The organism is Acetobacter fabarum, from assembly GCF_022483405.1.
Lineage (GTDB): Bacteria > Pseudomonadota > Alphaproteobacteria > Acetobacterales > Acetobacteraceae > Acetobacter > Acetobacter fabarum.
Genome location: NZ_JAKVNI010000001.1, coordinates 1,946,734 through 1,959,748 on the forward strand (window position 1 = coordinate 1,946,734; position 13,015 = coordinate 1,959,748).

The following is a 13,015-nucleotide window of genomic DNA, read 5'->3' on the forward strand; positions in this document are numbered from 1 at the left end:
AAAAAACGCATCCATCGGGGACGATAACCATAGTTCTTGCGTTCTGTTTTCGAAATCGAATAAAACGAACAAAGCCTTCGTATAGATGGAACCGATAAAAACCATGTCAGCAGCAGAAACATCCGAGCGTATTTATGACCTTCTCGTTATCGGGGGGGGCGTTAACGGCACCGGCATTGCGCGTGACGCCTGCGGGCGTGGTGCATCCGTCCTGCTGGTGGAGCAGGATGATCTGGCAAGCTATACTTCGTCTTCCAGCACCAAGCTGATCCATGGTGGCCTGCGCTATCTGGAATACTATGAGTTCCGCCTTGTGCGTGAAGCGCTGATGGAGCGTGAACGCCTGCTGACCATGGCTCCCCATATCATGTGGCCGCTGCGCTTTGTGCTGCCGCATTCCAAGCTGGTGCGTCCGGCTTGGATGCTCAAGGCCGGGCTGTTCCTGTACGATCATCTGGCATCCAACATGACGCTGCCTAAATCCATTGGCGTGGATTTTCGCAAGCATTCTTCGGGGCGTGCGCTCAAGCCTGAATACACCAAGGGCTTCATCTATTCCGATGGCTGGGTGCAGGACAGCCGCCTCGTTGTGCTGAACGCCATGGACGCGGCCGAGCGTGGGGCCGATGTGCGCGTGCGCACCCGCCTGACTGCCGCGCAGCGCGTGAACGGGCAGTGGGTGGCAACTCTGGAAGACCGCATAACCGGCCAGACCCAGACCGTGCGTGCCAAGGCCATGGTGAACGCTGCTGGCCCGTGGGTTGCCCGCCTGCTGGCCGATACGCTTAAAATCCCTAATTCCAAATCGGTACGTCTGGTCAAGGGCAGCCACATTATTGTCCCGCGTGTGTACGAGGGGCCGCAGGCTTACATTTTCCAGAACCCTGACAAGCGGATTGTGTTCGCCATTCCATACGAGCAGAAGTTCACTCTGATCGGCACCACGGACATTCCGTGGAAGGATGAGCCGGGCAAGGTGGGCATAGCACCCGATGAAGTAACGTATCTGTGCGAAAGCGTGAACCGCTACCTGAACGTGCAGGTCCGTGAGAGCGATGTGGTGTGGAGCTACGCAGGGCTGCGTCCGTTGTATGACGATGCCTCTGCCAACGCCTCTGCCGTTACCCGCGATTATGTTCTGGACCTGGACACGCAGGATGGTGCGCCCCTGCTTTCCATTTTTGGTGGCAAAATCACGACCTACCGCAAGCTGGCCGAACATGCGCTGGAAAAGCTGGCCCCTGTGCTGCCCGTAGTTGGTGGTCAGAGCTGGACCGCAAGCGAAGTGCTGCCCGGTGGGGATATTGGTGAAGGTGGCTTTGACGGTGCCCTTGCCCGGTTGCGCCGCGTAGCCCCCTGGTTGCCGGAAGAACTGGCATGGCGTCTGATGCGTAATTACGGCAGCCGCACATACGAAATTATCGGACAGGCCAACAGCATGGACGATATGGGTGAACTGCTGGGTGGGGACCTGAGCACGCGTGAAGTAGATTACCTGATGGCGCGTGAATGGGCCCGTAAGGCAGAAGATGTGCTCTGGCGGCGCAGCAAGCTGGGCCTGCACCTGAATGACGCGGAAAAAGCCCGCGTTGAAACCTATGTTCAGAAGAAAGCTGTCTGATCTGTAAAACGCCGCTTTCCGAACAAAAAAAAACAAAAAGAGGAAAGATATGGATAAGGTAAAGAATAGTCTCTGGGGCGAGTTGATAGCCGAATGTCTGGCGGTGCTGATCATTATTCTGGTCGGTGATTCCGTTGCAGCCATGTACTCGCTATATGACCCAAGCCCCTACCAGCTCTCCTACTGGGGAGTTGCCATTACGTGGGGGCTGGGTGTGACCCTGGCCATTTACGTGACCGGTGCTGTTTCTGGCACACATGCCAACCCTGCGGTTACGCTGGCGCTTGCCTGTTACCGTGGGTTCGCATGGCGCAAGGTGCTGCCATACTGGGTGGCGCAGGTGGTGGGTGGCTTTTTGGGAGCCTGTCTGGTTTATGCCCTGTATGGCTCGGTTATCGTGCATTATGCGGTGTCCCATCATCTGGATTTTGCCAATGATGGCGCCGCGTCAGGCGTGTTCTTTACCCATCCGGGTGATTTTGTAACGCCCCTGCATGCACTGCTGAACGAAACAATCCTGACGGCATTTCTGGTCCTTGGTATTTTTGCAGTGACCTGCCAGTACAATACGGCTGCCCCACAGGCTAACTCGGGCGCATTGATCATTGGCCTGCTGGTTGCCATTATCGGTGCATCTTCAGGGTATCTGGAAGGGTGGGCCATTAACCCTGCGCGCGATTTTGGGCCTCGCCTGTTCTGCTTTGTGGCAGGGTGGGGGCGTACGGCTCTTCCTTCTCCCCAGAATTACTGGTGGGTGCCTGTTGTAGGCCCACTTATGGGTGGGCTTATCGGGGCCACGATTTACCAGACGCTGCTGCGTCCGTTCATGCCCGCACTGGGCCGTCACTCCACTCCTGCGGCAGACTGACTGCTCAGAATAAGAAGGGATATTCCCCATGACCAAAAAAGATTGTGTTCTGGCGATTGATCAGGGAACAACATCAACCCGCAGCATCGTTTTTGATCGTGACGCCAACGAACTGGCTGCGGCCCGTCAGGAGTTCCCGCAGCATTATCCCAACGCTGGGTGGGTGGAGCATTGCCCAGAAGACATCTGGACCGATGTGCTCAACACAGCGCGCGCGGCACTGGAGCAGAGCGGGGCTGCGGACCGCATTGCCGGTATTGGCATTACCAACCAGCGCGAAACCATTGTGGTGTGGGAGCGCAGCACGGGCAAGCCGATCCACCGCGCCATTGTCTGGCAGGACCGGCGGACGGCCAGTGTCTGCCAGAAACTGCGTGACGAGGGGGCCGAGGCTCTGGTGCGTGAACGCACTGGCCTGCTGCTGGACCCCTATTTTTCCGCCACCAAACTGGCATGGCTGCTCGACAACGTGGCCGATGCCCGCGCCCGCGCCGAAAAAGGTGAGCTGGCATTTGGCACCATTGATTCGTTTATCCTGTGGCGGCTGACGGGCGGTAAGGTCCACGCAACCGATGCAACCAATGCTTCGCGCACCATGCTGTTTGATATTCATCGCCAGCAGTGGGATCAGGATCTCCTGAAGCTGTTCCGTATTCCCGCCAGCCTGCTGCCGGAAGTCAAGGACAGCAGCACTCTGTATGGGGAAACAGACCCAGCCCTGTTTGGACGGGCCATTCCCATTGCCGGGATTGCAGGCGACCAGCAGGCAGCCGTTGTGGGGCAGGCCTGCTTTACGCCGGGTATGGCCAAGGCCACCTACGGTACGGGGTGTTTTTTGCTGCTGAACACGGGGGACAAGCCCGTGGAATCACGCAACCGGATGTTGACCACGGTTGCTTACCGGCTCAATGGCAAACCAACATACGCCCTTGAAGGCTCCATTTTTGTGGCTGGTGCAGCCATTAAATGGCTGCGTGATGGCTTGCACCTGATCACCCATGCGTCCCAGACGGATGATATGGCAACCCGTGTGCCGCACAGCCATGGCGTGTACATGGTGCCAGGGTTTGTCGGCTTGGGCGCGCCTCATTGGGACCCGGATGCACGCGGCCTGATCTGTGGCCTGACGCTGGATGCCACTGCGGCCCATATTGCCCGTGCGGCTCTGGAATCCGTGGCGTACCAGACGCTGGATCTGGTGAGTGCCATGGTGCAGGACGGTGGTGGCACTACGGAGAGCATCCGTGTGGATGGTGGCATGTCCGCCAATGACTGGTACTGCCAGTTCCTTGCTGACATGCTGCAAGCCAAGGTTGAGCGCCCACGCAATGTTGAAACAACGGCGCTGGGCGCTGGCTTCCTGGCCGGTATGGCAACCGGTGTCTGGGAAAATGAAGCAAACGTAGCGGCGGAATGGGCGCGGGGTTCCCTGTTTGAACCCAAAATGGACAGCACCCAGCGCCGCACCATGATTGCTGGCTGGCATCAGGCTGTTAAGCGTACGCTTAGCACCTATACCGGCGGCTAAGAGGAAGGGGCCCCAAAAAGTGGCCGGAGCGTGCTCCGGCTCTTTTGGTTCCTGTTCCTGCACTACCGGGCGGCGGAAGTAACCGGTGCAGACACGGTTTTGCTGGACCCGCCCAGAAACTGGAATGTAACCGGCACATTGGGCTGGGTGAGCACCTGTGCAACAGGGCCAACGCACAGCATGTGGTAGCCAGCACTGGCAAATACCAGTGTTGTAACTTCTGGCAGAGCCAGATGCTGGAACAGGTGGCGGGTGCCGGGGGTGTTTTCCTGATCAGTGTGGTAGCCAACCAGTGTGCTGCAGGCGGGGGAGACAACGCCGGTCAGCAAATGGGTTGTGTGGCTGTTATTGGTAAGGCTAAAATACAGCTCCGTCTGCCCTTGCCCCTGTGTGGCAGGCTGATGGAGTGAAATATCGGTAATGGAGATGTCTTTCTGGGCATCAGCCTGTCCGGGAACGGATTGCCCGTTATTGTGTTCTTGTGCCTGTGCGGGGCCGAGTGCCAGCAGGCTGATCAGAGCGCTGGCCAGTATTGCTTGGTAACGAGGTTTCATGGTGTCTCCGTGCGCCTTGGGGCATGAGCAGTATGGACGAACCCGGTTAAAACAAATATCTGATTGTCACCTAGCGCTCTTTGAACAGCACAATGCCGTCGGATACGCGCCTGAGGGAAGGTTGGTACCATCATGCGTTGCCCTTTTTGCGGGAACCCGGATAGTCAGGTCAAGGACAGTCGCCCGAATGAAGAAGGGTCGGCTATCCGCCGCCGCAGGGCTTGCCTGTCCTGCGGGCAGCGCTTTACCACGGTAGAGCGTGTGCAACTGCGCGAGCTGGTGGTGGTCAAGCAGGATGGGCGGCGAGCGCCGTTTGATCGGGATAAAATTTCCCGCTCCATCCGTATTGCTCTGCGCAAGCGCCCGGTATCGGATGAGCAGATGGAGCAGATTGTAACCGGGGTCGTACGCCAGCTTGAAGCGTCGGGGGATACGGAAGTTGCCTCCGCCCGCATTGGTGAGCTTGCCATGGATGCGCTCAAGGAAGTGGACGGCGTGGGGTATGTGCGTTTTGCCAGCGTGTACCGGGACTTTACGGAGGCCCGCGATTTTTCCGAGATTCTGACGCTCATGGAAAGCAAAACCCAGCAGAGCGAACAAAAAGACTAGACCTTTATGTGTAAAAACGCCACAAAACGCGGCTTCGCATAAAAGCGGAGCAGGAGAGAACGATGACCGAACTACAGGACCAACCCAAGCTCAAAGCCGCACAACGCCCGCGCACAGCCGCGCGTGTTGCCGCCGTGCAGGCCCTGTTCCAGATTGAGCAGAATGGGGATCGTCCGGATTCCGTTATTGAGCAGTTTCTGGTCCATCGGTTTGGCACCACCCTGAGCGGTGAATCCTACGAGGATGGGCGTATTCCCGAAGCGGATGTGGCTCTGTTTACCGCCATTGTAAAAGGGGCTGTTTCCAACCGTACGGCAATTGAGGGTGATATTGCCCAGACCCTGCCGTCCACCTGGCCGATCGAGCGGCTGGACCCGGTCCTGCGCGCTCTTTTTATGGCGGCTATTGCGGAGTTTCGCCACGAAGACGCGCCTGCTGCGGTCCTGATCAACGAGTATATGGACGTAGCACATGGCTTCTTTTTTGGGGATGAGCCGCGTCTGGTGAATGGTGTGCTGGATACGCTTTTCAAAACCCCCGCACCGGTTGAAGATCATGACAGCACCGCCGTCCCCCCAACCGAAGACTGATCTGCCGCCTGAGTTTGCGTTTATACGGCGGCATTTTTTAGCACTGGCTGGCCCTGCCGCCCTGAACCTGCAGGATGATGCCGCGGTGTTCTCGCCCCCACAGGGGCGAGAAATGGTGATGGCGGTAGATGCCATGGTAGAAAATGTGCATTTTCTACCAACTGACCCCCCCGATACAATTGGCCGCAAGCTGTTGCGGTGCAACCTGTCCGACCTTGCCGCTATGGGGAGCAGGCCGGAAGGCTGGTTGCTGGCGTTTGCACGCCCCCCCCATATTACGGATGCGTGGGTGGAGCAGTTCTGCGCTGGTCTGGCGCAGGATCAGGCCCGCTTTGGGTTGAGCCTGATGGGAGGCGATACAACCTCCACCTCCGGGCCACTTGTTCTCTCATTGACCATTGTTGGCTCGGTCCTGCCCGGTCAGGCTATCCAGCGATGTGGTGCGCGGGCGGGGGATGGACTGTGGGTGAGTGGGACCATAGGGGATGGAGCGCTGGGCCTGCGTGTGCTGCAGGGGGTAGAACCTCCTCTGGCTGACCCTACGGGTCATCTGGCGGAACGCTACCGCCTGCCGCAACCACGGATAGGGCTACCCCTGCATGGTCTGGCATCCGCCGCGATGGATGTGTCTGACGGGCTGGTACAGGATGCTGGCCATCTGGCGCGGGAAAACGCTCTGCATGTGCGCATACAGGCCGATCAGGTTCCGCTCTCGGCTGCGGCACGCGCATTGGGGCCTGCGTGGCAGGAAGTCTGCCTGACGGGCGGAGATGATTATGAAATCCTGTTTGCCGTGCCGCCCGAGCAGGAGCATCAGCTACTATCCTGCCCAAGTCTGCCCACCCCATATGGGGTGGTGCCTGTAACCCGGATAGGTCAGTTTGAGGCAGGCGTGCCGGGTGTGTCCGTTATGGATGGTGCAGGGCAGCCCATGCACTTCAGGGCCAGGGGCTGGAGCCACCTGTAAACGGGGGCTGGGCTCCGGCCTAAAGGTTGAGCGCCGCGTTGTGGCGCTTGCCTGTTGTTGCGGAAGAATTCAGGCTTCTGGCTGAGCCAGAATTTTTTCGTACATACGGTGGGTTTTGTACGGTGTGGGCACAATACGCTCAATAAGGTTGCGCAACCCTGTATGCGTTTCCAGCACCCAGCCCAGTTCAATGGTCCGGTAGGGCAAGACATGCCCGCGCTTCATCAGTTCATCAATAATCAGTACAGGCAGCATGGCGCGCAGGGCAGTGCCCATATATTTTTTGCGCACGCCAAGGAGCACAACCCGGGCGGAATGAAAGTCATGCCGGAGAATGCGCGAGCCAAGCTTGAGCCAGCCCAGAGGGGAGGGCGCGCCGCCCAGATCCCCGCTGATGTCAAACATATTGGGTATAACCAGCGCTATGGCCGCCGGTTCGCCTTCAACCTCGGCCAGTACATACTGCTCAGGCCGCAGGATGGGCTTGATCGCCTTGAGCAGGGATTCAACCTCGTTAGAGGTCAGGGGCACGTTGCCCCATGTGTCGGCCCAGGCGTCATTATAGATTTCGCGCAGGATCGTGGCGTCTTCTGGAATGTGTTTCAAGCGCAGGCCGCGCATGGTAATCTTGCCAAGACGCTGGCGCAGGTTGGCGGGAATCTGGTTGGCACGCTCGGCCTGTGGCCCTGTTTCCATACTGTAGGAGAGCAGGTCCATCGCTTTTTCAAAGCCCGCTTCCTCAACGGCAGGGCCGAGGGTTGCGGGGTGCCATGGGGTGCCGATCATGGGCATTTCATTCTGCCCTGCAATCATAACACCGGACTGGCCGTTGCTGTTCAGTGTCCATGGACCGCGGATGCGTTCAACACCACGTGTTTCAAGCCATTTGGTGGCGGCTTCAAGCAGGAGGGGAACACAGGCGGGTTCAGCCGTATCCAGCGCTCCAAAAAAGCCGGTTCTGGGGCCGGGCTGCTTGAGCACAAGGGAGTCTATCTGGGCAGATATGCGGCCAATCGGTTTGCCATTACGCCATGCCAGAAAGTAACAGGCAAAGCCGTGGTCGAAAAAACGAGATTTTTTGGGGGAGAGCATATCGCGCTCTTCCATGTCCAAAGGGGCAACATATCCGGGCAGGCCATCGTAAATCTGGCGTGGAAGCTTTATAAAGAGAGAAAGCTGACGTGAGCCCGAAACAGGGGAAACGGTAATCTGAGTCGGGAAAGACATTGCCCCTCCATGGAACGGAACATGAAAAACTCCACGGGTGATGCCTCATTCTCTCTCAATGGGAAAGGAAAAAATGTGAAATCTGATGCATCGGGGGAAGGCGTTCTGCGTTCCGTGCTGATTACAGGGGCTACGGGCGGCATTGGTGCGGAGCTTGCGCACCATTATGCGGCACCCGGCCGGACCCTGATTTTGTGGGGTAGAAATGCCCAGCGGCTGAGCCAGCTGGCCATGGAATGCTGCTCCAGTGGGGCCGTAGTGCATACACGCCAGATAGACCTGTGCGATGGAGCCGCCGCCCTGAAGGCCTTTGAGGAAGATGATGCAGCCCACAAGCCCGACTGTGTGGTGCTTGGTGCAGGCCTGTCTGACATCCAGTCTCTGGACGACAAAACGGAAGACCCGCAGAAGGTGCTCCAGCTTGGGCTGGTCAATTATGCAACGCCGGTTACGCTGGCCACGGCGGCAGCCAAGAGCATGGTGGAGCGGCGCAGTGGGCATATTGCGCTCATAGGCTCTGTTGCCGGGTTTTACGAAATGCCCTTTTCTGCCGCCTATAGCAGCTCCAAATCCGGACTGGCATTTTTTGCCAAGTCTGCCGGGCTTGCCTGGTGGCAATATGGCGTGCAGCTAACATTGATCGTGCCCGGTTTTGTGGACACCCCCATGAGCCAGCGGCTCGAAGGCCCACGTCCTTTTCTGGTTCCAGCCAAAAAAGCAGCCCGCCTGATTGCCCGCGCCATTGCGCAGGGGCGGCGGGAATATATTTTTCCGTGGCCGTTCCGCGTTCTGCGTGTGGTTGAACGTCTGCTCCCCCAGAAACTGCGCGAGCATATTCTGCTGCGTCTGGCTGTGGGGCAAACTGAACGATAATTTGGGGGTAAGTACACAAAAGGCCCGGCAGAACTGCCGGGCCTTTTGCATGGTTGGGCAGTAAGCCGCCGGTTAATGCGGCTTACGGTCCTGCTCCGCCGTTCGATTAGAACGGTGCGTCAATATCCACCACGTCAATCAGCTTGTGATTGACAAATTCCTTAATGCCGAGGCCGATCAGCTCGCGGCCAAAGCCGGAGCGGGCCACGCCACCAAACGGCAGGTCGGCTTTTACCATTGTCGGGTGGTTGATGTAGACCATGCCGGTGTAAATGCGGCGGGCTACTTCCACCCCAAGCTTGGTGTTCTGCGTAAAGACAGAGCCACCCAGACCGTAGGGAGAGTCATTGGCAATGCGAATGGCATCTTCGGTGTCTTTTGCGCGGTAAAGCTGGGTAACCGGGCCAAAGAATTCCCACAGGCGGGCGGGGTTGTTTTCCAGGTTGGTGAGCAGCACCGGACGGAAAAAAGCACCTTTTTCGGGCACAGGAGCGCCAATAACTTCGGCTTTGGCGCCCAGTTTGCAGGCTTCATCAACCTGTGTGCGCAGGTCGTCCGCTGCTTTTTGGGAGGAGAGCGGGGCCAGCGTGGTAGCCGGGTCCATCGGGTCCCCTGCCTTCAGTTCGGCAACGCCTTTTTTGTAGAGTTCTACAAAGCGGTCATAAATGGCGTCGGCCACGATCAACCGCTTGGAAGAAACGCAAACCTGCCCTGCATTCCAGTGGCGGCCAAAAACAGCCCATTTGACTGCTTTTTCCAGATCAGCGTCTTCGAGCACAACAAATGCGTCCGAACCACCAAGTTCCATGGTTGCTTTTTTGAGCGCCTTGCCTGCAACGGATGCCACAATGGCGCCAGCGCCTTCGGAGCCGGTCAGGGCCACGCCGCATACGCGCGGGTCGTTCAGCACGGTTTCGGTGTGATGGCGGGCAAGGTACAGGTTGCGGAATGCACCTTCCGGCAGGCCAGCCTTGCGCATCAGGTCATCAAAGGCTGCGGCACACTGCGGCACGTTGGAAGCGTGCTTGAGGATGACCGTATTCCCGGCGGAAAGCTGGGGCGCAATGATGCGGGCGATCTGGTAGTAGGGGAAGTTCCACGGCTCAATGGCAAACACAATGCCCTGAGGTTCATGGACCAGCATGGCCTGACCTTCTTCAGGGTTTTTAACCGGCAGGGCTTCGGCGGCCAGCAGGCGTTCGGCGTGCTCGGCGTAGTATTCAAAAATTTCGGCCGAGAGCGTGACTTCGGCTTTGGCTTCGCCAAAAACCTTGCCCATTTCCAGCGTCAGCAGGGCAGCGTAATCATCCATGTTGTCGCGCAGGATCTGTGCTGCGGCAGACATAACCTTTGCGCGCTCAGCAAAGGACGCATCACGCCAAGACTGGAATGCGGTATAGGCTGCGTCCAGTGCGGTCTGCACTTCTTGGTCGGTTGCATCGGCAAAAGTTTTGACGACTTCGCCCGTGTAGGGGTTTGTTGTGGCGTAAGCCATAAGCCTGTTCTTCCTTGGCTGTGTGATCAGTGATGCCACAATGGGACGGAAGAGGGCGAGGGGGATAGAGCAATTCTGCCCACTTCTTGCCTGATTCTCTCTGTTAGGCAATTTGCCTGCTGTTTCAAGCAAGGCATGGGCGTGGCTGATTGCCTTATTCTGCTCTATCTGGAATGGTGCTGGCTGCCCCGTCTGTTGGGGGTAGGTATGGCATGGCGTAACAAAGAGGCACGTATGGTCGGTAATCTGGCGGAATTGCAGAAGCTGGTGCTCAGGCACTGTGCCCATTCCACGGTAACAACCGCTATCCCCGAGCTCACGCTCTACCGGGCCGAGGTCGTGAGCGAGCCTATTCCCTTTGTGTTTGAACCCCGCGTGTACGTTATTGTGCAGGGCAAAAAGCAGGTCATGCTCCGGGACCGTGTGTTTGATTATGATGACAGCCACTACCTTGTTACGGCTGTGGACCTGCCTGTAGCCGGCTGCATTACACAGGCCACGCCAGAGCGCCCCTACTTGGCCCTGTGTCTGGCGCTGGACCCGGCCCTGATTGCGGAACTGCTGCTGGTGGTGAACGACCAGCAGGTGGACCCCAATCAGGCGTGCATTATGGGTATGGGGCTAAGCCCGCTTAATTCGGCCATTACCGAGCCACTCTTGCGGTTGATGAAGCTGCTGGACCAGCCAGAGGATATTCCCATCCTCAAACCCCTGATCGTGCGTGAACTGCTTTACCGGCTGTTGCAGGGGGATCAGGGGTGTGCACTCAGGCAGATTGCAACGGCTGGGAGCAACCTTTCCCACATCAACAGGGCCATCCACTGGATTGCCCAGCATTATGCGGAGCCGTTTGATATTGGCCGGGCGGCCCGTGTGGCAGGTATGGGGCTTTCCACCTTCCACCGGCATTTCCGCGCGGCGACCAACATGAGCCCCTTGCAATACCGGACCCAGTTGCGCCTGCAGGAAGCACGCAGACGTATGGTCAGCGAGAATGTGGATGCCGCAGAGGCCGCCTTTGCCGTGGGGTATGAGAGTCCATCCCAGTTCAGCCGGGAATACCGGCGCATGTTCGGGCGTCCCCCGGCAACGGATGCGCTCTGCGTAAGGGCTGATCAGCTTCTGGAGCGCAATGGTGCCAGAGCGCTATACGCCCATCAGGCCCATTGCGCCTAGCACGGCCAGGAGCTTTACGCAGGAGCGGACGATACAACCCGGTGCCGCACAACCTGACCCACAATAATCAGGGCAGGGCTGGTTATGTGGTTCTCCGCAACCTGTTGGGGTAGCGTGCTGAGAGTGCCGCTTAATACCCGCTGGTGTGGCAGGGTGCCCCCTTCCACAATGGCTGCGGGCCAGTCTGCTGGCAGGCCATGCTCCACCAGCCGGGCGCAGAGCTGTGCAACCAGCGTAAGGCCCATGTAAATAACAATGGTCTGGCTGCGCAGGGCAATGGTTTCCCACGCCAGATTCAGGGTGCCATCGGCCCGGGCATGGCCGGTAATAAACAGGCAGGCCTGTGCGCAGTCACGGTGTGTGAGCGGTATGCCAGCATAAGCAGCGCACCCGTTGGCGGCCGAAATGCCGGGGATAATGCGGAATGGCACGCCTGCGGCCATCAGTGCCTCTATTTCCTCCCCGCCACGGCCAAAAATAAACGGGTCGCCCCCTTTAAGCCGGAGCACACGTTCCCCCGCTTTGGCGCGGCGGATAAGCTCGGCATTAATGCCATCTTGGGGGAGTGTGTGGTTATTGGTCTGCTTGCCAACAAACACCCGCTCGGCATCGCGGCGCACGTAGTTCAGAATATCCGGCCCAACCAGATTGTCGTATAAAACGCTATCTGCATCCTGCATAAGCCGCAGTGCTGCGAGCGTCAGCAGGTCCGGGTTGCCCGGGCCTGCGCCAACAAGCCACACTTCCCCTGTTCTGGCATGGCCCTGGTCCAGAATGCGGTCGAGCTCGTTCCGGGCGGCCTGCGTGTTGCCCGCCATGGCCAGAGCGCCACCTGTTCCATCCAGAAAATCTTCCCATACACGGCGGCGTATGGCGGAATCCGGTACGCGGGTGCGCAGGGCTAGACGGCTTTGCTGCATGAATGCCGCCAGCCTGTGCAGGCCAGCGGGCATGATCTCTTCAATTTTCGCGCGGAGCCTGCGGGCCAGCACAGGGGCGGCCCCACCGGTGGAAACCGCAATCTGTACAGCGCCGCGTGTGGTCATGGCCGGGGTAATAAAGCTGGAAACCTCGGGAGCATCCACCGCGCATACGGGTATGTTCATACTCTGGCACAGCGCGCTGAGTTCGGCATTGAGCGCACGGTTGCTGGTGGCCAGATAAACCATACGGCAGCCGGGCAGGCGGGCTGTCAGGCTTTCTACCGTGGCGTCTTGGCGTGTGACCTCTGCCTTGCCGTCCGCCACAAGGCGTTCGAGTTCGGGGCAGAGTGTGGGGGAGAGAATTTCCACCCGCGCACCTGTAGGCACAAGAAGCTGCACCTTGTTGGCCGCGACATTACCGCCGCCTGCCACAAGAACACGTGCCCCTTCCAGATGGAGCATGATGGGAAACCAGCTGGTTTGCTCAAATGAAGCTTGCATGAGTCATGCTGCAAGCAGGGTTTTGCCCGCGATGCAAGAGGAAGCTGCGTCAAAGGGCATAAAAGTGGATGCCTGCCGTGCCA

The 13,015-nt window shown here is 58.5% G+C and carries 12 protein-coding genes; 8 read left to right on the forward strand and 4 right to left on the reverse strand.

Annotation, left to right across the window (positions count from 1 at the left end; translation table 11 throughout):
• The first annotated feature begins 85 nt into the window (after positions 1–85).
• The 3 genes from glpD to glpK are packed head-to-tail and all read left to right on the forward strand — an operon-like array spanning position 86 to position 4,017.
• Positions 86–1,621 carry a glycerol-3-phosphate dehydrogenase gene (glpD, locus tag LKE65_RS09050; protein WP_408744062.1) on the forward strand — a complete coding sequence of 512 codons (1,536 nt, stop codon included), beginning with the start codon at positions 86–88 and terminating at the stop codon, positions 1,619–1,621.
• 49 nt (positions 1,622–1,670) lie between these two features.
• Positions 1,671–2,489 (forward strand): MIP/aquaporin family protein, encoded by an 819-nt coding sequence (locus tag LKE65_RS09055; RefSeq protein ID WP_095349821.1) that lies wholly within the window; start codon positions 1,671–1,673, stop codon positions 2,487–2,489.
• A gap of 28 nt (positions 2,490–2,517) precedes the next feature.
• Positions 2,518–4,017: a glycerol kinase GlpK gene (glpK, locus tag LKE65_RS09060; RefSeq protein ID WP_095349822.1), complete on the forward strand. Its 1,500-nt coding sequence runs from the start codon at positions 2,518–2,520 to the stop codon at positions 4,015–4,017.
• Between the two features lie 62 nt (positions 4,018–4,079).
• On the opposite strand, the gene LKE65_RS09065 is transcribed toward glpK, so the two are convergent.
• Positions 4,080–4,571: a copper chaperone PCu(A)C gene (locus LKE65_RS09065; protein ID WP_086646467.1), complete on the reverse strand. Its 492-nt coding sequence runs from the start codon at positions 4,569–4,571 to the stop codon at positions 4,080–4,082.
• 132 nt (positions 4,572–4,703) lie between these two features.
• Here LKE65_RS09065 and nrdR point away from each other — a divergent pair, with 132 nt between their 5' ends.
• The 3 genes from nrdR to thiL all read left to right on the forward strand — a co-directional run bounded on the left by nrdR (position 4,704) and on the right by thiL (position 6,737).
• Entirely contained in the window at positions 4,704–5,180 is a 477-nt protein-coding gene (gene nrdR, locus LKE65_RS09070; RefSeq protein WP_086646468.1) for a transcriptional regulator NrdR, read from the forward strand.
• Between the two features lie 62 nt (positions 5,181–5,242).
• Positions 5,243–5,770 carry a transcription antitermination factor NusB gene (nusB, locus tag LKE65_RS09075; protein WP_086646469.1) on the forward strand — a complete coding sequence of 176 codons (528 nt, stop codon included), beginning with the start codon at positions 5,243–5,245 and terminating at the stop codon, positions 5,768–5,770.
• On the forward strand, positions 5,736–6,737 hold the full coding sequence (thiL, locus tag LKE65_RS09080) for a thiamine-phosphate kinase (RefSeq protein WP_278741078.1): 1,002 nt from the start codon (positions 5,736–5,738) through the stop codon (positions 6,735–6,737). The genes nusB and thiL overlap by 35 nt, the downstream gene beginning before the upstream one ends.
• A 69-nt stretch (positions 6,738–6,806) precedes the next feature.
• On the opposite strand, the gene LKE65_RS09085 is transcribed toward thiL, so the two are convergent.
• Positions 6,807–7,964 carry a hypothetical protein gene (locus LKE65_RS09085; RefSeq protein ID WP_086646471.1) on the reverse strand — a complete coding sequence of 386 codons (1,158 nt, stop codon included), beginning with the start codon at positions 7,962–7,964 and terminating at the stop codon, positions 6,807–6,809.
• Between the two features lie 21 nt (positions 7,965–7,985).
• On the opposite strand from LKE65_RS09085, the gene LKE65_RS09090 reads away from it, so the two are divergent.
• Positions 7,986–8,837, forward strand: a complete 852-nt coding sequence (locus LKE65_RS09090) for an SDR family NAD(P)-dependent oxidoreductase (protein WP_278741080.1) — start codon at positions 7,986–7,988, stop codon at positions 8,835–8,837.
• Between the two features lie 106 nt (positions 8,838–8,943).
• Here the strand turns inward: LKE65_RS09090 and LKE65_RS09095 are convergent, their stop codons facing one another.
• Positions 8,944–10,332: an NAD-dependent succinate-semialdehyde dehydrogenase gene (locus LKE65_RS09095; RefSeq protein ID WP_165925992.1), complete on the reverse strand. Its 1,389-nt coding sequence runs from the start codon at positions 10,330–10,332 to the stop codon at positions 8,944–8,946.
• A 141-nt stretch (positions 10,333–10,473) separates the two neighbouring features.
• Here LKE65_RS09095 and LKE65_RS09100 point away from each other — a divergent pair, with 141 nt between their 5' ends.
• Complete coding sequence (locus tag LKE65_RS09100; RefSeq protein WP_278741082.1) at positions 10,474–11,508, forward strand: AraC family transcriptional regulator; 1,035 nt, start codon at positions 10,474–10,476, stop codon at positions 11,506–11,508.
• Between the two features lie 14 nt (positions 11,509–11,522).
• Here LKE65_RS09100 and cysG read toward each other — a convergent pair whose 3' ends face one another.
• The gene (cysG, locus tag LKE65_RS09105) at positions 11,523–12,932 is read right to left on the reverse strand and encodes a siroheme synthase CysG (protein WP_278741083.1); all 1,410 of its coding nucleotides are present in this window, start codon (positions 12,930–12,932) and stop codon (positions 11,523–11,525) included.
• Between the last annotated feature and the right edge of the window lie 83 nt (positions 12,933–13,015).

What these genes read in the sequence shown, in the direction of transcription:
- glpD (WP_408744062.1), top strand. Translation starts at nt 86, where the DNA reads ATGGAACCGATAAAAACCATGTCAGCAGCAGAAACATCCGAGCGTATT.
- LKE65_RS09055 (WP_095349821.1), top strand. Translation starts at nt 1,671, where the DNA reads ATGGATAAGGTAAAGAATAGTCTCTGGGGCGAGTTGATAGCCGAATGT.
- glpK (WP_095349822.1), top strand. Translation starts at nt 2,518, where the DNA reads ATGACCAAAAAAGATTGTGTTCTGGCGATTGATCAGGGAACAACATCA.
- LKE65_RS09065 (WP_086646467.1), bottom strand. Translation starts at nt 4,571, where the DNA reads ATGAAACCTCGTTACCAAGCAATACTGGCCAGCGCTCTGATCAGCCTG.
- nrdR (WP_086646468.1), top strand. Translation starts at nt 4,704, where the DNA reads ATGCGTTGCCCTTTTTGCGGGAACCCGGATAGTCAGGTCAAGGACAGT.
- nusB (WP_086646469.1), top strand. Translation starts at nt 5,243, where the DNA reads ATGACCGAACTACAGGACCAACCCAAGCTCAAAGCCGCACAACGCCCG.
- thiL (WP_278741078.1), top strand. Translation starts at nt 5,736, where the DNA reads ATGACAGCACCGCCGTCCCCCCAACCGAAGACTGATCTGCCGCCTGAG.
- LKE65_RS09085 (WP_086646471.1), bottom strand. Translation starts at nt 7,964, where the DNA reads ATGTCTTTCCCGACTCAGATTACCGTTTCCCCTGTTTCGGGCTCACGT.
- LKE65_RS09090 (WP_278741080.1), top strand. Translation starts at nt 7,986, where the DNA reads ATGAAAAACTCCACGGGTGATGCCTCATTCTCTCTCAATGGGAAAGGA.
- LKE65_RS09095 (WP_165925992.1), bottom strand. Translation starts at nt 10,332, where the DNA reads ATGGCTTACGCCACAACAAACCCCTACACGGGCGAAGTCGTCAAAACT.
- cysG (WP_278741083.1), bottom strand. Translation starts at nt 12,932, where the DNA reads ATGCAAGCTTCATTTGAGCAAACCAGCTGGTTTCCCATCATGCTCCAT.